The 25,731-nt window shown below is 41.8% G+C and carries 20 protein-coding genes; 6 read left to right on the top strand and 14 right to left on the bottom strand.

From position 1 onward, the window contains the following. Window positions 1-62: 62 nt before the first annotated feature. On the bottom strand, window positions 63-509 hold the full coding sequence (locus BUC20_RS13990; RefSeq protein ID WP_073231845.1) for a helix-turn-helix domain-containing protein: 447 nt from the start codon (window positions 507-509) through the stop codon (window positions 63-65). 257 nt (window positions 510-766) lie between these two features. Continuing rightward, a complete protein-coding gene (locus BUC20_RS13985) occupies window positions 767-1,810 on the bottom strand; it encodes a GNAT family N-acetyltransferase (protein ID WP_073231609.1) in 1,044 nt (347 codons plus the stop codon). Window positions 1,811-2,293: 483 nt separating this feature from the next. Between BUC20_RS13985 and BUC20_RS13980 the strand changes: the two genes are divergently transcribed. The 3 genes from BUC20_RS13980 (at window position 2,294) to BUC20_RS13970 (ending at window position 4,623) form a co-directional block, all read left to right on the top strand. Continuing rightward, the gene (locus tag BUC20_RS13980) at window positions 2,294-2,506 is read left to right on the top strand and encodes a hypothetical protein (protein WP_073231608.1); all 213 of its coding nucleotides are present in this window, start codon (window positions 2,294-2,296) and stop codon (window positions 2,504-2,506) included. A gap of 141 nt (window positions 2,507-2,647) precedes the next feature. Next, window positions 2,648-3,994, top strand: a complete 1,347-nt coding sequence (gene purB, locus BUC20_RS13975; RefSeq protein WP_073231607.1) for an adenylosuccinate lyase — start codon at window positions 2,648-2,650, stop codon at window positions 3,992-3,994. Window positions 3,995-4,071: 77 nt separating this feature from the next. Continuing rightward, a complete protein-coding gene (locus BUC20_RS13970; RefSeq protein ID WP_073231606.1) occupies window positions 4,072-4,623 on the top strand; it encodes a NifU family protein in 552 nt (183 codons plus the stop codon). 137 nt (window positions 4,624-4,760) lie between these two features. Here BUC20_RS13970 and BUC20_RS13965 read toward each other — a convergent pair whose 3' ends face one another. From BUC20_RS13965 to BUC20_RS13945, 5 genes are all read right to left on the bottom strand, one after another. After that, window positions 4,761-5,555 carry an inositol monophosphatase family protein gene (locus tag BUC20_RS13965; RefSeq protein WP_073231605.1) on the bottom strand — a complete coding sequence of 265 codons (795 nt, stop codon included), beginning with the start codon at window positions 5,553-5,555 and terminating at the stop codon, window positions 4,761-4,763. A 12-nt stretch (window positions 5,556-5,567) separates the two neighbouring features. Further along, window positions 5,568-6,722, bottom strand: a complete 1,155-nt coding sequence (locus tag BUC20_RS13960; protein ID WP_073231604.1) for a prolipoprotein diacylglyceryl transferase — start codon at window positions 6,720-6,722, stop codon at window positions 5,568-5,570. Between the two features lie 32 nt (window positions 6,723-6,754). Next, entirely contained in the window at window positions 6,755-8,074 is a 1,320-nt protein-coding gene (gene mtaB / locus BUC20_RS13955) for a tRNA (N(6)-L-threonylcarbamoyladenosine(37)-C(2))-methylthiotransferase MtaB (protein ID WP_073231603.1), read from the bottom strand. Window positions 8,075-8,126: 52 nt separating this feature from the next. Then, window positions 8,127-8,693, bottom strand: coding sequence for a UbiX family flavin prenyltransferase (locus BUC20_RS13950; protein WP_073231602.1), 567 nt, complete (start codon window positions 8,691-8,693; stop codon window positions 8,127-8,129). 188 nt (window positions 8,694-8,881) lie between these two features. After that, window positions 8,882-10,987, bottom strand: a complete 2,106-nt coding sequence (locus BUC20_RS13945) for a sulfatase-like hydrolase/transferase (RefSeq protein ID WP_073231601.1) — start codon at window positions 10,985-10,987, stop codon at window positions 8,882-8,884. A 183-nt stretch (window positions 10,988-11,170) separates the two neighbouring features. Between BUC20_RS13945 and BUC20_RS13940 the strand changes: the two genes are divergently transcribed. Further along, entirely contained in the window at window positions 11,171-12,040 is an 870-nt protein-coding gene (locus BUC20_RS13940; RefSeq protein WP_073231600.1) for an AraC family transcriptional regulator, read from the top strand. Window positions 12,041-12,099: 59 nt separating this feature from the next. Continuing rightward, the gene (locus tag BUC20_RS13935) at window positions 12,100-13,944 is read left to right on the top strand and encodes an alpha-L-fucosidase (RefSeq protein ID WP_073231599.1); all 1,845 of its coding nucleotides are present in this window, start codon (window positions 12,100-12,102) and stop codon (window positions 13,942-13,944) included. Window positions 13,945-14,057: 113 nt separating this feature from the next. Here the strand turns inward: BUC20_RS13935 and BUC20_RS33570 are convergent, their stop codons facing one another. From BUC20_RS33570 to BUC20_RS13905, 5 genes are all read right to left on the bottom strand, one after another. Continuing rightward, window positions 14,058-15,593, bottom strand: a complete 1,536-nt coding sequence (locus BUC20_RS33570) for an endonuclease/exonuclease/phosphatase family protein (protein WP_084528861.1) — start codon at window positions 15,591-15,593, stop codon at window positions 14,058-14,060. Between the two features lie 20 nt (window positions 15,594-15,613). Beyond that, entirely contained in the window at window positions 15,614-17,053 is a 1,440-nt protein-coding gene (locus tag BUC20_RS13920; RefSeq protein WP_073231598.1) for a SusD/RagB family nutrient-binding outer membrane lipoprotein, read from the bottom strand. Between the two features lie 11 nt (window positions 17,054-17,064). Next, window positions 17,065-20,517: a SusC/RagA family TonB-linked outer membrane protein gene (locus BUC20_RS13915; protein ID WP_084528859.1), complete on the bottom strand. Its 3,453-nt coding sequence runs from the start codon at window positions 20,515-20,517 to the stop codon at window positions 17,065-17,067. Between the two features lie 136 nt (window positions 20,518-20,653). After that, window positions 20,654-21,838, bottom strand: coding sequence for a FecR family protein (locus BUC20_RS13910; protein WP_073231597.1), 1,185 nt, complete (start codon window positions 21,836-21,838; stop codon window positions 20,654-20,656). Window positions 21,839-21,924: 86 nt separating this feature from the next. Next, window positions 21,925-22,539 carry an RNA polymerase sigma factor gene (locus BUC20_RS13905; protein ID WP_143166792.1) on the bottom strand — a complete coding sequence of 205 codons (615 nt, stop codon included), beginning with the start codon at window positions 22,537-22,539 and terminating at the stop codon, window positions 21,925-21,927. A 360-nt stretch (window positions 22,540-22,899) separates the two neighbouring features. Between BUC20_RS13905 and BUC20_RS13900 the strand changes: the two genes are divergently transcribed. Next, complete coding sequence (locus tag BUC20_RS13900; protein ID WP_073231595.1) at window positions 22,900-23,286, top strand: hypothetical protein; 387 nt, start codon at window positions 22,900-22,902, stop codon at window positions 23,284-23,286. Window positions 23,287-23,351: 65 nt separating this feature from the next. Here the strand turns inward: BUC20_RS13900 and BUC20_RS13895 are convergent, their stop codons facing one another. Beyond that, complete coding sequence (locus tag BUC20_RS13895) at window positions 23,352-24,446, bottom strand: hypothetical protein (RefSeq protein WP_143166791.1); 1,095 nt, start codon at window positions 24,444-24,446, stop codon at window positions 23,352-23,354. A 21-nt stretch (window positions 24,447-24,467) separates the two neighbouring features. Beyond that, the gene (locus BUC20_RS13890; protein WP_073231593.1) at window positions 24,468-25,724 is read right to left on the bottom strand and encodes a DUF2264 domain-containing protein; all 1,257 of its coding nucleotides are present in this window, start codon (window positions 25,722-25,724) and stop codon (window positions 24,468-24,470) included. Between the last annotated feature and the right edge of the window lie 7 nt (window positions 25,725-25,731).

Raw genomic sequence — 25,731 nt, 5'->3', positions numbered from 1 at the left:
ATTTTACATTTCCAGTCTTCAGGCAAATAAAAGCCAGACCAGAAAAAAAATGATTTACGTTCCTAAGCTAATTTTGCTTTTAGCTCCGCATTCTTCTCCCGCTCCAGGTTCAACAAGGAGGTATAAAGTTCTCTGTTCTCTCCATAAACTGTTTTGAGTTCTTTCATGGCTTCTATGAGTACTTCAAGCGGGTTGATATTATTTGTTAACACCCCATTATTAACGTTATTAAAAATACTATCATCAGTAAATGTGTTAAAATAGTTTATTGCGGCTTGTTCGTTGAAATTTTCCAATACCTGGACCGGAATCTTAAGCACTTCCGCAATCGACTTTAGCAGATCTGGTTCTACTATTTCCCGGGATTCTATTAAAGATATCCTTTTCTGACTCCATTCCGGCCCTAACTGATCGGCCAGACCTTCCTGCCGTATACCCAACATTTCCCGAAATCTTTTTACATTTTTCCCCTGATGGGTTTGAGCTGCTGCATCTGTTGTCGTTTTCATGTCCTGTGAATTTTGTGAACTCAAATTTACCGACATGGCACAACGAAAACCATACATTAAAGAATATATATTTCATTTTGGAACACAAAATAAATAAAAAAGCAACCAAAAGAGCGTATTATGTGGTAGCAGCCCTGAGAAAAGCATATACTGATTGGCTGCTTACTTCAACTCAAAGGAATTCCTCCCAGAATAGATATTCAAATCTTCCGGTATACTTTTCCTAAACAAAAAACAGAATGTCCTTTATTAAAGAACTAAATCAACAGCTCCCATTCCGATTTTAATATCGCAAATTGATACTCATTGATCCATTTGTCATTTACAAAGCGATTTTCAATAAAATGTCCTTCCTTTTTAAAACCCAGACCTTCTAATAAGCTGATCATTTCCTTATGGTCTGTGTTTATATTCCAGACCACCCGGTTAACCTTTACTTTTTTAAATAAAAGAGACAGCGTCGAAGACAGAGGTTCCTTTACCCCTACTTGTTCGCCAGGAGAGGAATTCAGCCTGAGTTCTGCAATGCGGGCATCATGCTGACTGAGCGTTAACTCGCAGTCTGCGCTTAGTTTTTGACTAAATTCGTTCTGCAGCAAATGAATAAATTCAGGGATATCTTTAGTTTCCAGCTTGCTATCGTCTGTAATTTCGGCTTTACGGTCTAAGTTCAAAGAGCCCACATGTATGCTATTGGAAATTGCTCTCCCATCCTCTTTAGCAAAAGATATATAAGCTTCCATACGCTCATTTATATTTGGAGAATCGATAGCAATCACATCTTTTCCCTCCCCTCTTTTTGCCCCGATCAGATAGCAAGTGCTATCTTTTAAATCAGGAAAATAAATCACCAGCATCGCACGATCGTTATAATGCGCGCTTCCCGGAATGTCCGATGTTTCCCAGTTAAAAGTGATCTTCTCCTCATTTTGGCTGATGGTTGGATTAATAGCCACAGGAAGCGTTCCCATGCTCAGTAATACTTTGTCATAGTCCAGACTAATGTTTGGATATACTCCCTGAAGCGCATTCTTTTTATTGTAAGAAACGGCTTCATTGTACTCATTTCTATCCGTTCCGGCAACTGCAAGGCGAAATCCTACACGGATCGCATGAATGCAGGGACTGAGGATCTCGTTGACCACTGTCATCTTCTGGCAATTGGCTTTTCTTGCCGGAGTAAGCGGCTTTTCACTTCTACCAATCATTCTGATGACATATTTACCTTTTAAGGTATAACCTACCAGATTGCCCACTTTCCCGTGGAATCCGCCAAATACTCCATTTAATAACTTTCCCATTTTTGATTTTGTTTAATTAACTTATTTAATTGATTAAAAACAAGTTACCCATATTTTATAAATTATCAAAATCAATATGTTTTTCATATCGTAATCATATGAGTTATCCTAAAACAGACAATCTATTAACCCCGGAAACATCATCAAAAGGTCTGGCAGACCAATTATGGACCTATCAACCCCCTGTTATTGGTTAAATGACGGTCAATTGGAGGATAACGGATATAAAACTCATTTAAACCGGATCCAAACAGAATTTTGCTTGCTTATAGCTGGATTCCTAACCCCGGGATCTGGATTTTATTTATTTGTATTGCCACCACAACAAAAAAACGAAACGACTAAAAACAGTAATGGCTGCCTGACCTCTTCCCAATCCCTCTTCCTGATATATTTTAAAATTAATTTCAAATACGCGGGTTACCTTTTAAACATTAGCGTATTAATCTGTAAAATTGATTAATTACCTTAAATTAAATTATAATGAAAAACGCATTTAAACTTGGCTTTGCAGCATTAGCAATCACTTTATCAGTAGCAGCTTGTACAGAAACTAAAACTACTACTGGAACTGACACTACATTAACTGATTCAGGTTCAGTTGTGACAACTGTTGATACTACTGTAAAAGACACTACTAAAAAAGACACTGTTGTTAAAACTACTACTGAAGCAACTAAACCAGCTGCTCACTAGTATTAAATTACACTATACAAAAAAGGCTTTGGAGATATCCAGAGCCTTTTTTTTGTGCCCTGATTTTATTTTACACCCGCTTCAATTCCCTAAAACGGCTAAGAATGCGTAACTTCGCGCCTGTAAACAACCATAATATTCATGAATTTATCTCCACTTCAAGCTATTTCTCCAATAGATGGCCGTTATAGAAACACCACTCAAAGCCTATCTAAATACTTTTCTGAATCTGCCCTGATCAAATATCGGGTATATGTAGAAGTAGAGTATTTCATTTCACTATGTGAAACAGGACTACCGGGATTAGCTCAATTTGATAAAGCCAACTATGGAAAACTTCGCCTGATCCATGAACAATTCAACGATGAGCATGCACAGGAGATCAAAGACACTGAAAAAATCACCAACCACGACGTTAAAGCGGTAGAATACTTCATCAAAAAACAATTTGATGAACTGGGTTTCCAGGACTACAAAGAGTTTATCCATTTTGGATTGACTTCTCAGGACATCAACAACACCGCAATTCCATATACTTTTAAACTGGCCCTTAACGAAGTTTATTATCCGAACATTACCGGATTGATCAGCAGAATTAAAGAACTGGCTACAGACTGGAAAGACATTCCTTTATTGGCACATACCCACGGGCAACCTGCTTCCCCTACTAAACTGGGAAAAGAGTTCCTGGTATTTGCAGAACGTCTGGAAATTCAGTTAAACAACCTTAAAAACATTCCGAACAGCGCCAAGTTTGGTGGTGCTACCGGAAACTTCAATGCCCACCATATTGCTTACCCTTCCATCAACTGGGTAGATTTCTCCAACAACTTCGTAAATGAAGTACTGGGATTAAGCAGGGCACAACACACCACACAAATTGAACATTATGATCAGTTTGCTGCACAATGTGATGCTTTAAAACGAATCAACAATATCATCATTGACCTTGACCGCGACATCTGGGCTTACATCTCTAAAAACTACTTCAAACAAAAGATCAAAGAAGGAGAAGTAGGTTCATCGGCAATGCCACATAAAGTAAACCCGATCGATTTCGAAAATGCAGAAGGAAACGCAGGCGTTGCCAATGCTTTATTTGAATTCTTTGCCGCAAAACTACCGATCTCCCGCTTACAAAGAGACCTTACAGACTCAACAGTATTGAGAAATGTAGGTGTTCCAATGGCTCATACGGTGATCGCCATCGCTTCTACTTTAAGAGGTCTGAACAAACTGTTGTTAAACAATGAAGCCATTGCTGCTGATTTAGAAAACAACTGGGCAGTAGTAGCTGAAGCGATTCAGACGGTATTGAGAAGAGAAGCTTATCCGAATCCTTATGAGGCTTTAAAAGACCTGACACGTACCAATCAGAAGATTACTGCAGAAACAATGGCTACCTTTATTGATGGCCTGGCTGTCAATGATATCATAAAAGCAGAGTTAAAGCAAATTACTCCGTTTAACTACACCGGAGTGTTTTAAGATATAATGACCTAAAACAGACATCGATAGCTTAAATTGCATCTTTGAATTATTTATTTTTGTAAGAAAAAAAGACAATGACGATCAACGTATATACAGAACAAACCCCTAATCCTGCCACCATGAAGTTTATGGTCAATAAGTTATTGATCAATGGCAGTGAAGATTTTGCGACTAAAGAGAGTGCTGAGCATTCCCCTTTTGCGAAGGAACTGTTCAAGTTCAACTTTGTGAACGGTGTGTTTTTTGCAAGTAACTTTGTAACGATTACCAAAACAGAAGATGCAGAATGGCCGGATATCGAACCTCTTTTGAAAGAATTCGTGAAGGGTGCTGTAGAATCAGAATATAAGATCAAAGAAGAAACCAACGAAGCGGCTGCCGCTTTCGAAGGAACTGACATTGAAATTAAAATTCAGCAGATCTTACACGACTATGTACGTCCGGCAGTGGAGCAGGATGGCGGTGCCATCAGCTATAAATCATTTGAAGAAGGTGTCGTTACTGTTGAACTGAGAGGTTCATGCAGTGGATGCCCATCTTCTACCATTACTTTAAAATCAGGTATCCAGAACTTATTACAACGTATGGTTCCTGAAGTGAAAGAAGTGGTATCTGAAGCCTTGTAAAACAAGATCTTCCTTAAATAAAAGAGACCGGCCATTTACAAATGACCGGTCTCTTTTATTTTTGACCTTTTATACACGTAAAATATAGTGGTCTTATGAAATTTACGAAACAGGCTGTTTCATAAATGTTGTGCTCATTAGCTGTTAAAATGCGTCTTCATCGTGGCCAGAATATCCTCATGGATCAATCCGTTGCCGGCCAGTATTTCCCTCGTTTCCAGAAATTCATCGCCACCCGAAAAGTTCATCACATTACCTCCTGCCTGTTGCACCAGGTAAGCACCTGCAGCCACATCCCAGGCATTCAGATTATATTCAAAGAAAGCATCGAACCTGCCACAGGCCACATAAGCTAAATCCGTAGCCGCTGAGCCGATTCTTCTCAATCCGTGACATCTTCTCATCATTTCAGAAAAAAGCTGCATATACTGCGCCTGCTTGTCAAACTGATAATAAGGGAAACCAGTAGCCAATAAACTATCAGATAACGAGGTTCTGGTAGAAACCCGGATCTCTTTATTGTTCAGGTAAGCTGCCCCACCTTTATAGGTAAAGAACATTTCTCCCCTGTTGATCTCATAGACCACTCCGATTACCGGCTGATCATCTTCATAAAGGGCAACACTGATGGCGTAAGTAGGAATACCATGGATAAAATTGGTCGTTCCGTCTAAAGGATCGATGATCCAGTTGAACACTTCTCCCCTGCTGTTGATCGTTTCTTCTTCTGTAGTAAATCCTGCTCCGGGAACCAGTTTGGCTAAATTCCTCACCAATTGCTTCTCCGCTGTTTTATCTACATAGGATACCAGATCGTTCAGTCCTTTGAATTCCACTGCGCTTGCATCAAAATTCATGGACTCTTTGCGGATAAAATTGCCTGTCAGTCGTGTGATGGCAATTACTTTGGAACAGAGTAATTCGTAGTTCAAATCTTGTGTGTATTAATAATTTGCATGCTTTTCTTTATTCTTCACAGAATAGATCACAAGAAGCAGACCAGACAGGAATAAGATACTCGAGATCAATTCCGCCTGTGTGAAACGGATTCCCGCAACATCATATTTGGTATTTACTCTGATCAGTTCCACAAAGAAACGCTCCAGGCCATTCATCATCAGGTAAATCCCGAACATCATGCCCGGTAGTTTAATCTGGTGACGGATCTTCCAAAGAATAAGGAATAAGATAAAGCAGACAATCACCTCATAAATAGGTGTTGGATATACCGGAGCGGCTAACTCATGACAGAATTTGCCGACACATCCCGGAATAGGAATCCCTTCGTTGGCCACATTGTTTGGATAAGTATAAGCCCACATCCAATCAGGCAACCAGCTAAATGGCTTAGGATTAAGATTGGTAATTCCCCAATCCCCATCTCCCGACATATGGCATCCGATCCTTCCGACACTGTAAGCCAGCATCATTCCCGGACCGCCGATATCCAGCATGTGTAATACTTTTACATTGTTCTTTTTTGCGATGTATAACACTGCAGCACCACCGCAGATCAATCCACCGTAAAAGGTAAGTCCGCTGAAAGAAAGCAAACTTCCGATAGGGTCCTGAACAAAGGTATCCCAATGCTCCAGGTTATCGAATATTTTAGCGCCTAAAAAGCCCCATACCGCTGCCCAGACAATCATATTGCCCATCAGCTCATAAGGATGCTGAGTAACTTCTACTGTTTTTGGAGCTGCCAGTTTATGTCTGTTTTTTTCTTTGTGGTCCCAGTAAGCAAAAAGACCGGCAAAGAAAAGTCCGCCAAGCAGACTTCCTTTTGTAGAAAGCAATACCGTTTGAGCATCACTTACAAAAAGTTTATAATTTAATAAAGCATATACCAGTTTATAGCCGATCAGGAAACCAAAGATTCCGTTATAGATCAGTTCAACCGTTGTTGCCGGTTTACCGATCGTGATCAGTTTTTTTATCGGATGTAAGAGGCCTAACGCTTCTTTACGCTTAAATTCCTGGGTAAAGGCCCAGTAACCTGCGATAAAAGCAAGCGCCACAAAAACGCCAAATGTATTAAAAGGAAGGGGTACCTGAACGCCGAAGAGATACTCTATAAAATGAGATACGGTTGGAAACATACGGATAAAAAAAGTTTTATGCGAATATAGGATTAATGCGCTAAAACTTCCCCGGTTTCTGCAACTTCTACCTCTCCATCTGCAGTAAGTTCAATCAATTTCACTGTTTTGATCTCATTTACCATCACCGGGTCATATTTTGCTTTCACTTTCACATAGTTTTTAGTGAAACCATGCATGAACCCATCTTTCTGATCATCTTCAAAAAGCACCTCACCTACCGTACCAATCTGCGACTGGTAAAAGGCTCTGCGTTTTTTATCCGACAGGATGTGCAGCATTTTACTACGGTCTGCCCTGGTACTTCCGGCCACACGGCCTTTCATATCTGCAGCAGCAGTCTGCTCACGTTCAGAATAAGTGAAGACGTGTAGATAAGAAATATCCAGTTCGTTTAAGAACTGATAAGTATCTAAGAAATCTTCATGCGTTTCGCCCGGAAAACCAACGATCACATCTACCCCGATACAGCAATTTGGGATCAATGCTTTTATCGTAGCAACACGTTCGGTATATAGTTCTCTCTGGTAACGTCTTTTCATCAACCCTAAGATCTTATTCGATCCGGATTGCAATGGAATATGGAAATGCGGTACAAATCGTTTAGAATTCGCTACAAACTCAATGATCTCATTGCTGAGCAGGTTCGGTTCTATAGAAGAGATTCTGATCCTTTCAATGCCTTCGACTTCGTCAAGGGCCTTCACCAGATCAAAGAATTTATCTTCCCTGTTTCCATTTCTGATCCCGAAATCGCCAAGGTTTACCCCCGTCAATACGATTTCTTTCACGCCGCTTTCTGCGATTTGTGTCGCGCGGTTCACTACATTTTCTATGGTATCACTACGGCTTCCGCCACGTGCCAGAGGAATGGTGCAATAGGTACAAGGATAATCACAACCGTCCTGAACTTTTAAGAAAGTCCGGGTTCTGTCGCCAATAGAATAAGCGGCAATAAAGTTATGGTTTACTTTCTCAATGTTCTGCTGATGAATTACGGCTTTAGGTTGTTTGGTCAGGTCGGAAATGTATTCTACGATACGGAACTTCTCTGCTGCACCTAATACCATATCAACGCCTTCAATTTCGGCAATCTCCACAGGTTTTAGCTGCGCATAACAGCCCACAATGGTGATATAAGCATTCGGCGAATATTTCAGCGCTTCCTTTACCACCTTGCGGCATTTCTTATCTGCATGTTCAGTTACAGAGCAGGTATTGATCACATATACATCTGCCGCTCCGGTAAAATCCACCACTGAATAACCGGCATCGGTAAATAACCTGCCTATGGTAGAAGTTTCAGAAAAATTTAACTTACAACCCAGTGTATAAAATGCAACCTTCTTCATTAGCCCTGATAAATTTCATTAAGAATTTGCAAAGATAAGTTTTTAGATGGGATTATTCCTCATTCCAGCGGTAACTATCCATGTTAAGCCCTGCCAGGTCGATGACACGGCTAACCACCGTTTGAGCGACCTCTTCGATGCTCTTCGGAAGGCTGTAAAAAGAAGGACTTGCCGGACAAATGATCCCTCCTGCTTCCGTTACCGTCTTCATATTATTGATGTGAATGAGGCTAAAAGGCGTATCACGCACTACAGCGATCAATTTTCTGCGTTCTTTCAGGACCACATCAGCAGCTCTGCTGATCAGGTCATTTGAGATGCCATGGGCGATTCTTCCAAGCGTTCCCATGGAACATGGAATGATAATCATAGTGTCAAATTTTGCGGAGCCCGAAGCAAAGGGGGCATTGAAATCCATTTTTGGATAAAAAGTGAAGGGATAATTGTCGTACTCCTCATTGCCCAGTTCAAAGCGCCAAACCTCCTTCGCATTGTCGGACATCACTACGCCAACCTTTTCAATCTGATCAGACAGCTTCAGCAGGTTATCCAAAAGTAATTTTGCGTAGATCGAGCCGCTGGCTCCGGTGATGGCAACAATGATTTTCTTCTTATTCATAACGCCGGTAAAGGTACGGAACGCCTATCAACAAAAAAGGGTCGAAAATAAATTTCCGACCCTACATCTACCTATGAAAAACATACCCTCGAAAGGGTAAGCCCAAATGTAATTAACTTTTTGATTATATGAAAGTTTAAACACTTTTTTTTGCAAGTCAAATCTCTAAATAAAAGGATTGAAGCAACTTATTTTACAAAATACAAGTTTTTGTTGCTTAACGATGACCAATCTCCCCCCTCTTCTTTGTACTTCAGCATTAATTCGTTGGCTTTTCCGGCCTTTTGTAATGCATAAATTTTAACCGGGTGATATCCTGCTTTCAACCTCACTGTGGTAAAAATTTCTTTACCCGACGCATATCCAAAGTCCGCATCCAGTAATTCTGCCTCATGTAAGCGGACATAAGCCTTGCCTTTCGTCTGAAGAGAGAAAGTGTAAGTTCCGTCCTGAGGCGCTTTGAAGTAAGCTTTATATAAAACCATTCCTTCCGGAGCAGTCAGCGCTGCCGGATTCAGCAACTTTGAGGCTCCCTTTTTCTCCGCTGTTCTTCCTTTTTCGGACACGACATAGGAGAAATTTCCTTTAAAAAACTGCCAGCTTAAACCCGGGCTTATTGCTTTAGAAACTTTGGAAGCCGGAACCGCAGCCTGGTCATAAGGACGTGGCGCTTCTGCATCCACCCTTCTTCCCTGCAACACCTTTTCTTTCATCTCTTTCTGTATCTTTTGATAAGCCGGATCTGTGGCCAGATTTTTCGTTTCTTTTGGATCCGTAACGACATTATAAATTTCAAAGTCATCATCGGCAGATTTAACCTGATAACGTACGCCAACCAAATCGCCCATACGGATCATTTGCATCTGGTCTCTTTTTCTGCCCCTCCTGCTTTCCTCAAAAGATTTAAAATCAGGGGTTCTTCCTCCTTCTTTATATTCTACATAAACCTGTCCTGCTTCCTGTTTGCCTTTTCCTGTTAAGGAAGGCAATAGCGAGACCCCATCTGTTCTTGCCGGAGCAGGAATATTTGCGGCATCGGCAAAAGTAGCCATCCAGTCTGACAACATACTTGGTGCAGCAATGGTCTTTCCTGTGCCGATCCTTGCTGGCCAGGAGGCCAGTGTAGGCATTCTCAAACCTCCCTCCCAAACGTCTCTTTTAATCCCGTCAAAAGGCCCGAAGCTTGCAAAAAACTCAGGACTGAAGGGTACAAAACCTTTTGGAAGATAGGATTCAATGGAAGGCCCGTTATCTGAAGTAAAGATCACCAGGGTATTGTCTGCAATATTCAGGTCTTTAAGCAACTGACTTAAATCGCCGATCGCATCATCAATCCTTCTGTTGGCTGTAGCATAACGTTTATAAGTATCCGGCCAGGCCAGCTCAGGCGTGGCTGCATTCTGATCATCATCATAAGTAGCAGCAGCATAATCCGGGTGTACATATGTGTCAATCTCTCCGGAAGCAGTATTGATCATGCCACCCTTTGTTCCCGTCCATTGCAAGCCACCTTTCAATCCGGCTCCTTTTGGGTAAGCCTGGGTTGGCAATTCCAGGACCGCATGGGGAGCATCATATGCCAGGAACATAAAGAAAGGTTTTTTGGCATCCTTTCCCTGTTCATGGTCTACAATCCATTTTTTGGCATAGGCAGTCCATAAATCTGTAGTATAACATTTGCTCAGGCCTTCGGCAACATTGGTATAATTGTCCCAGATTTGTTTCTTGCCGCGGTATAATCCTTCATAAGGATAATGCTCATGGCCATCTGCATGTCTCATGTAACCAAAGAACTGGTCAAAACCTCTTTTTGAAGGATGTGCCGGCCAGTTGGGTTCCTCTTTTGTTTCGCCCTGTAAACCCCATTTGCCTATGGCTGCAGTCGAATATCCGGCTGCTTTTAACATCGTGGCAATGGTATGGTTGTCTTCGATCTGCTTGTCGAACTGATTATCCCTTACGCTTGCATTTCCCTGATTTACTCCGGTGATAAAAGAAGCCCGGGAAGGCGCACAAACGGGTGCATTGCTGTATTGATTGGTAAATTTAGCACCTGTCGCCGCCATCTGATCCAGGTGTGGGGTCAATTGAAAAGGCAGGTTATCTCCTTTCTTTTGTCGCTGGCTTTGGAAAAAAACGCCAAGATCACCATAGCCAAGATCATCCGTAAGGATGAAAATGATATTTGGGGCAGCAGGTTTAGCAGGCACAGCTTGTGCCAGTGTCCGGGAAGGCAGGAAAGAAATAGGGATCAGAAAGGCCATTACAGAGGCTTTCCAGGTTGTTTGCATCATGGTTTATCAGGTTTGTGTGTTGATAAATCAAAGTTATCAGTTTTTATGAAATAGCCTAGAACCGATAATAATTCAGCGAAATCGGCAATTATTAAGCAATATTGGCAGATTTAAGTGTAATTGTTAAATTACAAGGTATTTATAAAAGATTTTTATACTTTTATCTTTACCTAACCAAATATCATGAAGCCACAACTACTCAAAGTTTCAAACAACCTTGTGAATTCGTTCAGTGCGAGAAGAGATAAGGTTCCTTACATTAATAACCGATGGCATTACCATGCTGAGGTAGAGCTCATTTATTTTAAAAAAGGCAATGGCACTCAGTTTATCGGAGACAGTATTAAACGTTTCAGATCAGGCGATGTAGTCCTTGTAGGCGCACATCTCCCCCATTACTGGAGGTTCGACGACATCTATTTTAATGAAGATGAGAAGAACAATGCCGATGTGGTAGTGGTCCATTTCAATGAAAATTTCTGGGGAAACCATTTTTTAAACCTTCCGGAAAACAAAGCATTGAAGCTGACCCTGGAAAAAGCACAAAGGGGGATTCAAATCCCGGACAAGAACAAAAAAGCCATTGGCGAACTGATCGAGTCTATCTTGCTTTCTGAGGGTTCTAAAAGGATTATCCTATTGATGGAAGCCCTGCTGGCCATTGAAAACTGTACCCCAAACCACCTCCTTTCTTCTATTGGCTTCCGCCATGATTTTGAAGAAATTGAGAACGACAGGATCAATGCCATTTACAATTATTCCCTGGCCAATTTCAAGAGAAAAATCCAGATGGAAGAAATGGCTTCGGTGGCCAATATCAGTCCGAATTCCTTTTGCCGGTATTTTAAATCAAGGACCAGAAAGACCTACACTCAGTTTATCAGTGAAATCAGGGTCGGACATGCTTGCAAACTGCTGATTGAGGACAGCATGAATGTAAAGCAGATCTGTTATGAAAGCGGCTTCCATAATTTCGCCAGTTTTCATAAACACTTTAAAATCATTACCGGGAAAAGCCCATTAACTTATCAAAAGTCTTATTTGCAGAAATAGGCGAACACAAAACAAATACACACAAAACACATTCACAAACGAAACCCACACACAATTCTATGAACAAAAAGACCTTATTGTCTTTTCTGTTTTTGCTGGTGTTCCATCAGGAGAACAAAGCACAGGAAAGCAAATCCCAGGACAAGAACAACGCTAAAAAGATGGAATGGTTTACCGATGCGAAATTGGGAATATTTATCCATTGGGGTATTTACTCCGTAAACGGCATTTCCGAGTCCTGGGCATTTTTCAATAATTACATCAGTCATGATAACTATATGAAACAATTGGATGGCTTCAATGCCGCCAATTATAAACCAGAGGAATGGGTAAAACTCATTAAAGAAAGTGGAGCAAAGTATTCTGTCATTACCACGAAACACCATGATGGGATCTCTTTATGGGACACTAAAGCTCCTAATGCGACCACAACGATCAAACATAGCGCAGCAAAGAAAGACCTCATCAGTCCTTTTGTAAAAGCCTTAAAAGCTTCAGGATTAAAAACAGGACTATATTTCTCCCTGCCAGACTGGAGCTATCCGGATTATGACGGTTTCACAAGAGAACATAAAAGATATAAACTTGGAGAAGAACCGAAACGCTGGAACAAATACCTGAACTATTACCACAAACAACTGGATGAGCTATCTTCCAATTTCAAGCCTGACCTGATCTGGTTTGATGGCGACTGGGAGCATTCGGGTGAAGAATGGCAGGCACAGAAAGTATTAAAAGGACTCCGCAGCTATAATCCAAACATCATCATCAATTCCAGACTCAACGGCCATGGTGATTATGAAACACCAGAACAGGGAATTCCGGTGGTAAAACCAGCAGGAGATTATTGGGAACTATGTTATACCATGAATGATTCATGGGGTTACCAACCATATGATTATAAGTACAAATCCCCGAATATGATCATCAGAACACTGGTAGATTGTATCAGCATGGGCGGTAACCTTTTACTTGATATTGGCCCTAAAGCAGATGGCAGCATTCCGGAGCAACAGGTAAAAATCCTGAAAGGACTTGCCCGCTGGACTCAAAAACATGGAGAAGCCATTTATGGTACCCGTGCAGGACTTCCGGCCGGACATTTCAATGGGAAGACCAGTCTTTCCAAAGACCGCAAAACCTTATATATCTATGCAGACTGGGCTCCATATGATGGCATTTTGCGCCTCAATGGGATCCTTTCTAAGGTTAAATCGGCCAGGGTTGTGGGAAATAACAACAGTGTAGATGTCGATAAAAACGGAGCTAACCTGACTTTAAAGATCAACGCAAACTCCATCGATTCTGATGTTACGGTACTTGCCCTTCAGTTCAATGAACCTTTGAAACTGGAAGAAAAAACAAGCACGACTGTAAAGCTGTCTGACCAGAAAAAAGATCCTGCAATACCACAGATTGTAGCCATTACCAATGCCATACAGGATGGAAACAATCCTTTCTTAAATACAAAACTGGCAGTAGACGGATTAGGATTTGAAGCAGAAAAGAAAAACTTAAACCCAGAGGTTTACAACTGGATCACTAAAAATGCAGAAGGTTTGTTTCAGACAGGAAAAGGATTACCTGAAGGACATTATCAGGGCAATAGCGCCTTATCTGCAGATAAAAAAACGGTCTATCTTTTTGTAGAAGGGAAACCAAGCGGACCAATCGCCTTAAAAGGAATTAAGAACAAAATTGCCAGAATCAGGATTGTAGGAGAAGGAACAATGATGGAACCTGAGATCTATAATAAATTGTACTGGAGTGCGATTCCGGGAATTATTTATATCCCTGTTCCTGAAGAGCGTCTGGACAAAAACCTAACTGTGATCGCCGTTCTTCTGGATGGTCCTTTAGATTTATACAGAGAAAAAGTAGGTGCTATTGAAAGTAATTTATAGCCTTTAGTTTTAATACAAAAAAGCCGGATTGCGATTGCAATCCGGCTTTTTTGTATTGGTAATCGACTATTTTATTGACAATGCGCCACTCTGGTATGAGTAATGGCTATATTTTAGTAGCTCAATTTGAAAGTCGTCATTACTGCACCATGGTCTGATGGATACCAGACTTTATGGGTATCAAGTACTGCAGAACTTACAGGAACCAGCCCCTTTCCTTTATAATAAATATAATCAATCCGATCCTTAAAAGCCTGCTTAAACTGAGGGCTCCAGGTAATCCCCCGATGCTTTAAAGGATCAGGATAGATCACTCTGAAAGAATCTTTAAATCCGGCCTCTTCCATTAACATACCTGTTGGAAAAGGCATGATATGTCCTTTGTTCAAATGTTTGGTTGCCACTGTCCAGTCCAGATGAGAACCTGTATTAAAGTCGCCGCAGAAAATTACAGGGATTTCTTTACTGATATCAGAATTGATAGCTTTCAGAATTTTCTTTAACGTTCCGGCATTTGTCTCTGATTGTTTGTTCATCCAGGAGGCACTGTCTATCGCTACATTTTTCTCCAGGTCATCCCAGTAATCGAAAGGATAATTGAGCCAGTTGGTCACAAATAAAATCCTTTTTCCTGATCCCAGATTCACATGTGCACCACCATTGTAAAAAGACTGCATACCGGTAATCGTTTCTTCAATAGGATAACGGCTCATGATGGAAAGGTTGGTACTGCGCAGGTAGAAATAATAACCCAAAGCATCTGCAATGCGCGCACCGGAGCCATAGGTCTCCTGCATAGAAATTAGATCTGCACCTGAAGCTTTAATGACATCTACAATTCTGGCAGGGCCAACATATTTACCCGTCTCATTCCCTCCATGCCAGATGTTATAATTCATCACTTTTAACTCAGCAGGCACTTTAATTACTTCTGCCTTTTTTGAGGACCCAGCTGTAAAGGAAAGATAGGATTTCATGACCTGTTCGCTGCTCCAGGTAGTGTTGTAGACCTGAAGTTCATCGGCCATGCCATTAAAGGTTTCCCATTCGCTCAGGTCGCCGGAGGATTGACCTCCAACAGTCAGCACAGAACCTTTCGTTAACATACTGCTCAGTTCAGGCGTAAAATAGATGCCCACGTTTTTCCCGTCATAGTACAGCCTCAGCTCTTTTTGCTGCTCGTTAAAAGTAAAAGCAAGCTGATGCCATTTCTCATCATTGATCGCTTGTCTTTGCACAGTAGGGCGGTATTCATATTTACCTTTACCCTGGGCAGCAGCCCAGTACCAGGCTCCTCCTGCCTGCTTTCCCAATTCCCAGATGGTTTCTGTGCTGTCTTTCTTTTCTTTTTTGTTGGACAGGAAAATGTAAGCCTGATCATCTACAGCGGCCGCCTTAACCCAGATCAGTGTGGTCAGTGATCCGGAAACCGGAGTTGATGACAATTCTATTTTCAGCGGTTTTCTTTTTGCCGCAGTGGAACTCAGGTTTAAGGCATATCCTTTGATTCCTGTTGATTTGTCATAACCTGAAGTCCCCTCAAAATGCTCCTGCAGCAACAATGGCTCCTGGGCAGCAGCAACAGTCAGGCTAAATATCAGCGTGCCGGCCAGTATCATTTTTTTCAGGTACAGATAGTTATTCTTCATTCCTATATAATTTCTTTTTGCTATTTAATCAACCACATGGTGGCATTTGTATTATCTCCTTCAGGGTACTGACGGGCAACGGCAGCCTCTGCATTTTCTTTGTTATATTGAAATTCATTCAGAGGGTACAACCAGCGTTTTGGAACTTTACCTCCGTTTAACGTACCTGGGCCCACCCTGAAGGTCGGAATGCCTGTCCGCCGCTGTTCATAAAACGGCTCCCATCCCGAATTCATAAAGAAAGCTAAATATTTTTGCATCAGGATCATCTCCAGACCTTTTGCCGCATCATATTTTACCAACGCGCCATTCAGGTAATCAGTCGTTTTGCTCCCAGTAATTTTATAGAAAGCAAGAGAAGCAGTGATTCCATTGTTATAATGAGTTTCGGCATTACCAGAAGCCCATCCCCTTACGATCCCTTCTGCAATCAGGAATTCCTGCTCTGCATAACCCAATAAAATCATCGGCTCATTTATTGGTGCTTTAAGGTCTACATAACGTCTGGCAATTAAAGAAGATTTTGAGGCAGTACTCTGCTGATCGGCTGGAGACAGTCCTGCATCTACGCCATTATAACTTTCAAAAACACCTGCCGGCTGACCGGCAACAGGATCTGCAATTGAAAACAACCTTGGATCTTTACGTGATTTCAACAGATCTACATAAGATTGCTCTAAAGAAACCAGGGTAGCCACACTCAATGAACCCGCTGTAGGATAGTAATTGCTCACATCAGAGGCATTGTAAACAATTTGTCCATTGTCGGCAAGACCACTCATTAAGGGATACTTCGCGGGGTTACTCAATATGGCATTAAACTGATCTCTGATGTTAATTTTTGTACTTCCCTCCCGTTTAGACAGGTGAATTAAAATCCTCAGACGGAAAGCATTGACCAGCTGTTTCCATTGCTGGATATTTCCTTTGTAAATGATGTCGCCATCAATCTTTCCACTATTGGCCTGCAGCAATTCATTTGCCTGTTCCAGGTCCTGCAGGATTCCCACATACACCTCTTCCTGTGTATCATAGGCTGGTTTATCTACCCCCTGATCCATCATCATGGACTGACGGTATGGAATATCTCCAAAGGTTTCTGTAAGCCTGGAAAAGAGTAAGGCCCGAAAGAATTTACCCAATCCCTGGTAGCTGGCATTCCCCTGCCCGAGTTCCTCCATTTTTTTCACCTGCCTCAGGGTACTATAGCCCCCGAAATCAGCACGGTTCCAGTTGTAGTTAACCGACTCACTCGGACGTTCATAATAGGTCAGGTGTCGTACGGCGTAAGCAGCACTGATCGGATTCGCATTAAACACACTGTCACAAATTCCTGTCAGCAACAATGCCGGAGTGGCATTGGTTGGTTTATTGGGATTATTCAGGTAATGGTCGAACTTTTTACATGCTGTAAACAACAGGATGAAGGAAAGTAACCCTATAAATTTCTTTATGTTCATGATACTTAATCTTAAAATTTCAAATTCAGGTTAAAACCAATATTGCGTGTGGTGGGCTCTGCCAATGATAAACCGGAATAACCATCAGGATCCATGTAAGGCACTTTAGACCAAAGCATCAGGTTACGACCTACCAATGAAAAGCCCATACCTTTAAAAGGTGTTTTCTTTAGCAATGAGGATGGCATCTGATAACTGAGGGTTACTTCCCTTAATTTCACAAAAGTTCTGTCATAAAAATTGGCCTCATCGATCCCATTTGTATAGGTAGCGAATACCCAGTCGATGTAATTTACCGCTGTGGTATTTGGCGCAAAAGTTCTGGTATCACTGGTGATTTTTCCCTGGGCATCGTAAGTAACCTTACCTCCGGTTTGCTGCACGCCACCTGCATAATAAGTCTTTTTACCTGCATAAGCATCATCTCTGTAACCATTAGCGGTAGCAGGATGCATTCCTCCTTCAAACATTTTGGCTTCAAGTCCGTTTCTCATCTTTCCACCGATCCTTCCATCAAAAGAGAAACTCAGTCCGAAGTTGCGGTAAGAAAAACTATTGCCTATCCCAAACTCCCAGTCCGGATTTTCATACCCCATATTGACCCGTTGATTGATGTATTGAGGGATTCCGTTTTCATGAACGATCTGTCCATCCGGTGATCGCTGCCAGGCATAGCCTCTAAAAACATCACTACGCTCACCAACTTTTACCCCTCCTCTGATTTCTGCACCCCCATAGTATTCCAGCACGGTATTGCGTAACCTTGAATAGTTAGCTACCACATTCCAGCTGAAATCTCTTGTTTTTACAGGAGTACCACTAAGCACCAGTTCGATACCTCTTCGTCTGTTTTTATCTCCATTGATCTGATTGGAATTAAATCCTGTAGCTTCTGATAAAGGAATAAGCACCCGGTTATTCACCAGGTCGTAATTAAAATAGGTAAAATCCAGTCCTATTCTGTTCTTCAAAAAGCGAACTTCTGCACCATATTCCTGAGCAATGGTTTTATTGGGCTTAAGTCCTGGAGAAAACAACGTCCCGGGTAATGCCAGAGAAGGTGTTCCGGCCCAGCGCGAACCGATTAAATAACTGGTCAGCGTACTATAAGGCGAAACGTCGGTTGTTGCATTTGTCAATGCTCCTCTAAGTTTTACGAAAGAAACCGCCTCAGGTAATTTAACCATTTCTGAGACAATCAGACTCAAAGATGCAGAAGGATAAAAGTAAGAGTTGTTAGGTGCCTGAAGTGCTGAGGTCCAGTCGTTACGTCCGGTTAAACTCAGTGTCACCATATTTTTATAACTCAGGTCCATGTACCCGTAAACTCCATATACCTGCTTTTCATAAAGTTTATTTGAGGATTTAACGGGATCCCGGGAATTATCAAGGTTATACCATCCAGGCACACTCAACCCTCCGGTAGTTTCTGAAGCCAGTCTACTTTCCTGATCCAGCCTGCTGCTTGCACCGATACTGGCTGTTACATTGAAGTCCTTTAAAAAGGTCTTGGTATAAGTCAGCAATGCATCAGTAATAAACCGCATATTGTTATTTTTATTCAGGTCATAATTCCCGTAAGGAGCTGCACTTGTCCCATAATTGATATAGCTGTAAGGAATTTTATTGTCGGTACCAGCCTGATTATTGGTAATCCCGCTTCTGATCATGAATTTCAGGTCCTTATTGACCTCATATTTCAGGTTGGCCTGAGCCACAATGACATCATTGGTATACGCACGGGTCTTTTCGCCTGCTAAAAACCAGGGATTATTATACCAGCTGTAATTATAAGTCAATTGTTCCAGTCCTTCGCGTCCTGCTTTCCAGTAATTCTTTAAATCTGCGATATTGACCTCAGGGCCCATCCATAAGGAAATATTGTAGATCGGGTTGTCAGGAGAATATTCTGAATTCGGGTAATTAGGGGTGTATTGTTTATTATAGGATAAAGTTGCTTCTGCTTTTAGCTTGTCATTTACTTTAAGGCTCCCCCCAAGACTCAGTGTAGAGGAATTTAGTTTTGTTCCCGGCACCTGTCCTTTTTGATAGACCTGTGATACGGAGATCCGATAATCAGCACGCTCTGTAGTTCCTGCTAAACTTAAATTATGGGTAGTCAGCATACCATTGTCCAGAAAGCCTTTCAGGTTATCCTGGTTTCTCGTGATCCATGGCAGCGGAATCAGCTTACCTGTTTTTGGATCTGTCGGACTATTGTATTGCGGAATTTCGACAAAGCCACTTGCTGTATTGGGATCCCTCTGATTCAACTTAGGCCCCCATACATAACCGTAGGCATCGTTTACGCCACCACCTTTACCATCCACAAAAGCATACTCTCCGTTAAATCCCATCCCATAATCGCTTTGGGTTTTAGGGATCCGAAGAAAGCCTGCCTGAAACTGGGTGCTGGAATTATAGGCCAACTCCACTCCTGCAGCACCACCTTTTCCTTTTTTGGTGGTAATCATGATGGCTCCGTTTTGTGCCAGTGACCCATACAATGCGGAAGAAGCCGTTCCTTTGAGTACGGTTACATTTTCAATATCATCTGCATTCAGGCTCCACATGTCAAATCCTGCAGGTGTAGGAACCCCATCGATCACGATGGTTGTACTCTGTCCCCTTAGTTTAATGTCCGGATTTTCGAACAAGGTACTTTTGGTCTGGATCTGCAAACCTGCAACCTTACCTACCAGGTTATTTGCAATATTAGCCTCTCTGGCCACTTTCAGCGATTCTCCTTTTACTTCCTGTATCGAGTAAGTGACCTGTCTTTTTTCCTTGCTGATGCCCAGGGCAGTCACCACCACTTCATTCATCAGCTGCGCCATTGGTTTTAACACCACATTGAGCTGAGTCTGGTTGTTTACAGCAACATGCTGTTCTGTAAAGCCGATATAACGAAAAATCAAAATCCCATTTGCAGGAGCTTTCAGACTGAATTTTCCATTCACATCTGTCATCGTTCCTGTTTTAGGCCGGTCTTTGACCAATACAGAAACACCAGACAGTACACCAATAGAATCAGTTACGGTTCCGGAAACGGTAATGTCTTCCTGAATGTCCGATACCAGATTTTTTTCGGGAACTGTTGTGGTAATGGTAATCGTTCTGGCTATTTTTTTATAACTCAGTTTTCTGGAAACCAATAGTTCCTGAAGCACTTCATCCAGGGAGGCATTGCTGACCTGGATGGTTACCGGGCCGGACTCTTTGAGGAGCCTGTTGTTGTAAAGAAATTTAACTTTTGTTTGTCTGCCGATCTCCAGCAGCACCTTCTCCAATGGATAGTTCTTCAGGGAAAGGTTGACCTCCTGTCCTTTGCCTGCGGCCCAAAGGCCGGCAGTAAAAAATAAAACCAGGAATAAGGTCAGCTTCATGGTAAGGATAATTTTGTTGACAATTGGGTAATACACAGCACTGCCATATGGCTTTTTGCCATGACGGAAATAATTCATAATTTTGAATAGTTAAGGTTGTTTATTGTTACTCAGCTTTACACATCTTTACGGAGGTGCCGAAATCACCTCCGTTTAATTTAGCTCTGGTCGTCGCTATTTCTTCATAATTGTAGTTTTAGGTTCATATGTTTGGTTATTTAAACTCGATGGTTAATTCCTGCCTGTCAATTTCAAACCTGGCCTTGCAGATAGATTTTAACATCTCCAATACCTCCGACAGCTTGGCGTTTCTATCCACACTTCCTGTATATAGCTCTTTTGGAATGGTTCCTTTATAGTGTAATTTTAATCCGTACCAGTTGGCAACCTCATCCATGATGCGCTCAAAGCGATCATTTTTGAAATAAAAATAGCCATCCTTCCAGGCGGTGATCCGCTCAATATCCGCTTCACGGACCAGGATGGTCTGATCTGATGAATTCATTACCGCCTCTTGTCCCGGAATCAGTTTTACGGACTTGCCCTTTGCTGAAACCAATACCGAACCTTCTGTTAAGGTTGTTTTTATTTGATGATCATTGCCGGAGTTGATGTTAAATTCTGTTCCCAAAGCCTGTACCGTCATTTTCCCGACCTGTACCCTGAATGGTTTCTTTACATTCCGGGCAACCTGAAAGTAGGCCTCTCCTTCCAGAAACACCCTTCTTTCGCTGGCTTCAAAATGGGTAGGAAAACGCAGCACAGAAGATGCATTGATCCAGACCATTGAACCGTCTGGTAAAGTCAGCTGATAACTTCCGGCTTTAGGAACCATCAATGCATTCATCAACGCTTTCTCCGATCCGGTGGATTCCTTATAGGTTAACAAGCCATCTTTCCCCGCAATCACAGTTCCATCTGACTCCCGGACAGTGGTTTGATTTTTATCCAACTGCAGCGATTTGCCATCAGAAAGAATCAGTGTGGCCTTGTTTCCACCAGGCAATACATCATTGCTGTATCCGTACACATTGTCTTTGACGATCTGCGGGTTTGCCACAGCAAACCAGTTCCACCAGACAAAGCCAACCATCAGGAGGGCAGCCGCAGCACCGGTCAACCATGGCCACATTCTTTTCATTTTTCCGGATTGCGGTTCAGGCTGTTCTGTTTCCTTCCTGATGCTTTGCAACAAACGATGCTCTACCCTGTCGGCAAGTTGCCTCAGCTCTTCATCAGGCTCCCTTTTATTGTTCAGCTCAAGCTCAACCTGCTCCATCAATTCCTGCTCTGGATTTTCAGTATCAAAAGCATTTAAAAGTTGTTTTAAATCTTCTTCTGTATACTCATCTTCCAGGTAGGAAAGAAATAATCCGGATATGTTTTTATTCTTTTTCAATCTTTGATTTTATACTTATACGAACAACTCCAAAAAAGTCACTACGCCGATATGCTTTTTTTTTCAGGAATTTTATAATCCGCTGATTAAGAACAAAAGGCAGGAATTAAAATGAGGGCGATAAGGTAAGGCAGATTGGCAGGATTGTCCAGGTGTGATTTTAAATGTTTATTCGCTTTCACCAGATGATTACTTACCGTATTGGTGGATATCTGTAACAGCTGACTGATTTCTTCGTAAGATTTTCCTTCCAGCTTACAGAGTTTAAATACCAACCGGCTTTGTGGTGATAAAGTTTCCAGGGCTTTGGAAAGAAACGCCTGCCGCTGATGGTCGTCCATCATTTCTTCAATATGAGAATAACTGAGGTTCGCATTTAACATGAGGTGCTCCTGATAGGTTTTGTTCCTCGCTGCTTTCCGGAAGAAATCAATAACCATATTGTGGGCAATCCGAAAAAGGTAAGCGCGTAAAGACTGTTCAGGATCTAACTGTTCCCTGTTTTCCCAGATCTTGAGAAACAAATCATGGAGCAAATCTTCCGCTATAGAGGCCGACTTTACCAGACGCAGCAAATTTGGTGCGATCTGAAACTTATACTGATGATATAATGATGCAAAAGCTTGCTCATCCCCCTGCTTTAACCTGGCAACCAGTTCAGCTTCAGAAACTAATGGATCGGTCAGGACCATATTCTTCATTTGTGTTAGCGGCAAATTTATTCCTGTCAGACTTCCCCTCCCCCGGGATGTCGATTAAGCGCATCTTTTCCTTTTCTGAGACAATATATTTGGTTAGATCAGCAAACTGCCTGACCGCAAACATAATAAAAAACAGAAAGGATGGTAGCTATAAATTTACTAAATGTTTATTTAAGCCGCAAAGCTAGGCATCCAGCCGTTAAATCAATGTTAAGAAATAGCTTTGGGAATTTCATTTGGTCTGTTTGCTGCAGGCTTGCTCAGAAAACCTTCAGAAATTTATTTTTATTGATCAAATAAAGATTACTGTAGCATTTACCCAATCATATCCGTTTAAGTATCAACAAAATACAACCAGACATGAAAAAAGTATTACTAGCATTATTCATTACCACTTCGGGCCTGTATCTCTCCTGTAAAAAAGACAAGCCAGATCCGGTTCCATCTGAAATTACCGGTTATTGGAAGCTTACTGAAACCATGGAAGATATTGGAAATGGGAAGGGGAAATACATCAAAGCAACAGGTGAACCGAAATACCTGATCCTGGGAAAAGCTGGTAAAGTAGGAGGCAATGCACTCCAGGAGCAAATATCGAGTTTTAAGGTTCTGGACAGTGCAAGAATAGAATTCAACAATCAAAACGGGAGCAAGCCTATAGTTTTCTGGTACAAAGCTACTGCAGGTAATCTACAACTTAATCCCCCATGCATTGAAGGATGCGGCTTTCGGTTTGTAAAGAAATAACACCTATTTTATGCGATGGTCAGTCATGATTTGACATCATAAGACACCCGAGGGCTGGCCTTCGCTTAAAGATCATAAAGCCACTTATTCAGCTCGCTTTTTATATCTACGCCTTTTTTTTGCGATAGCATAAAATACCAATCTGTAACCGCTTCCCTGTCTTCAGTGTCTAAAGCCATTGGCTTGAGTATAGAGAGGCCCTTCAGCAATTGATCTTTTATTTTCCCTTTATCATTTATTGAGGCACTTTCGCAATACGCTATGTCATTTATAAGGGTATTGGTCAATAAGGAAAATTCATTTTGACTGATGTGCTCTTCATTTAATAGTACGGTGAAGCGGCCGGTTACCTGCTGTTTCATCTCTGCATAGGATGGCTCTTTTGGCTTAACCCATTTCTTTTCATATATCGCTGAAAGTTCCTTTTCGATACCCAGTTTTTTAATCCGGTCAATAGCCCCGTAAACATTTAGAATGGCCAGGTTGCTGTTATTGCTTTTATTTGCATGTTTACGCATTCCGGCAATCAGCATTTCCTTTAACTGCTCTTTCGAAATCAGGGAATCGTTTTTGATTTTGTTTACCGTATTGATCATCTCATCATACTCCGCCGCTGTGATGTCTTTGTCCAGGGCTAACCGCTTTTCTTTCTGTACCTGTGTGATTAAATCGGTCAGTTTATCCCCATCAGTCTGATAGTTTTCAAACCATTGATTCATCATATTGTTGGTATTCAACTGAATGGTCATATCAATTTTTGCAGGATCTCTCATCATCCGCTGACTGGTGATGCTGTGATAAGCAGATTGAATGATTGTAAATACAGATCGGTTGATTTTGATATTCTCAAAACTTTTCACACTCTCCAAAAACAATTGCTCAATCCCTTTGGTATCTATGTCCTGATGCAGCAGATAATGGTCTAAGTCCTCGTTCAGACGCTTACTTAACTGGCTTGCATCCTTCGCGCTGATCAGGTTTTCCTGCTGCAATTTCAACAGTTCATCCGTTATTTTTTTTCCATTCATACTGATGATTTCTGCTGTTTGTGTTACTCCTTTTAAACTGGTACTGTCCTCATTCTGATCTCCGCTGTTCATCTGGCAGGAAGTCAGAATTGCAATTAAAATTACAGGAATGAATTTGAGTTTTATATTCATCAGCATAGGACTATGTTTTGTTTAAAAGCTTACCGCATGGTCTTCCTGATAATCTCCTCCCGACCAGGCTTTTTTGCCCGACCAGTCTTCAGCAGGACTTGTCCAGAAAACATCATTTGCAGGTAATCCCAAAGGTAGGAAACCGACACTACATAAATACAAACTTCCGGTACTGATGTAAGATTCGGCCGCTGCCGGCTGATGTCCGCAGAACCCCAGTTGTAACCATCCGGTTTTACTAAACGTGCCTTTCATTTCGAACTGTCTTTTCATCACCGCTGTGAGTGCAGAGCGAACTTGTGCCGGACTGATCATCTTTGGCAGCTGACGGTTCAGAGCCAGCTGTGCCAATGGCTGAAATGCACCTACACGATAAACCACAGACCTTCCTATTGCCGGATAAGTAGCCTCCGGAGAAATCATGCGCTCCTGACATGCGGCATAGCGCTGCATTCTTTTCAGCATCAACTCATAATCCTCCTGCTTTGCCAATCCCTTATCCTTTAAAACCTTTAAGATATCCACCAGCATTGGCTGGATCACAAAACCGTTATAATAGTCAAAATGAAACTTTTCCCCATCGCCATACCAACCATCACCTTTGTACCATTCTTTATGTTTATCTATGGCATAAGTTACTTTTTCCGGGTTCCAGTTTTCTCCCACCTTTAAGAAAAAAACCTCCACCATTGCCGAGAATAAAAGCCAGTTACTTTGTCCCGGTTTAATCCACGCAATTGACTTAAAGCACATCACCACATAGTTTTTTACCTTTTCAGGAAGTGGTTCCCATAATTGCAATGGCGCCCGCAAAAAAGCATGTGCAAGAAATGCAGCATCTACCAGCAACTGAGATTCCTTACTGTATACAAAATCAGTCCGGTCCGGAGAATCAGGCATCACCAGATTCGCAATGCTCTTTCTCGCCATTTCGGCAAACTCCGCCCTTTTCTTTCCTTCAGCAGTCTCATCCGCAGGCAAGGACAACCATCCCGACAGCCCGGCAAGTGTACGACCCAGAGCTTCGAGATAAGTAACCTCTTCTACCTTCTTCCCGTAATTTGCAGGCTTCTCCAGCGGCATGTTTTTCTTCAGCTCTCCTTTGCTCAGGTTCTTCAATACAGGTTCCGCAATGCGGATCATAAGTTCCACCCAATATTCCCGGTCTGATTTGGCTGGAGCAAAAGTTTCAGGAATGGAGGCAATTGCTTTTCCGGGATTTACAAAGCCAAATAATCCTGCTAAAGGGGCAATCTTAAAAAAGTTTCTTCTTTTCATTCTTGAT

Source organism: Pedobacter caeni, from assembly GCF_900129215.1.
Taxonomy (GTDB): Bacteria; Bacteroidota; Bacteroidia; order Sphingobacteriales; family Sphingobacteriaceae; genus Pedobacter; species Pedobacter caeni.
The sequence above is the reverse complement of the archived record's forward strand: the minus strand, read 5'-3'. Positions and strand labels throughout refer to the sequence as shown.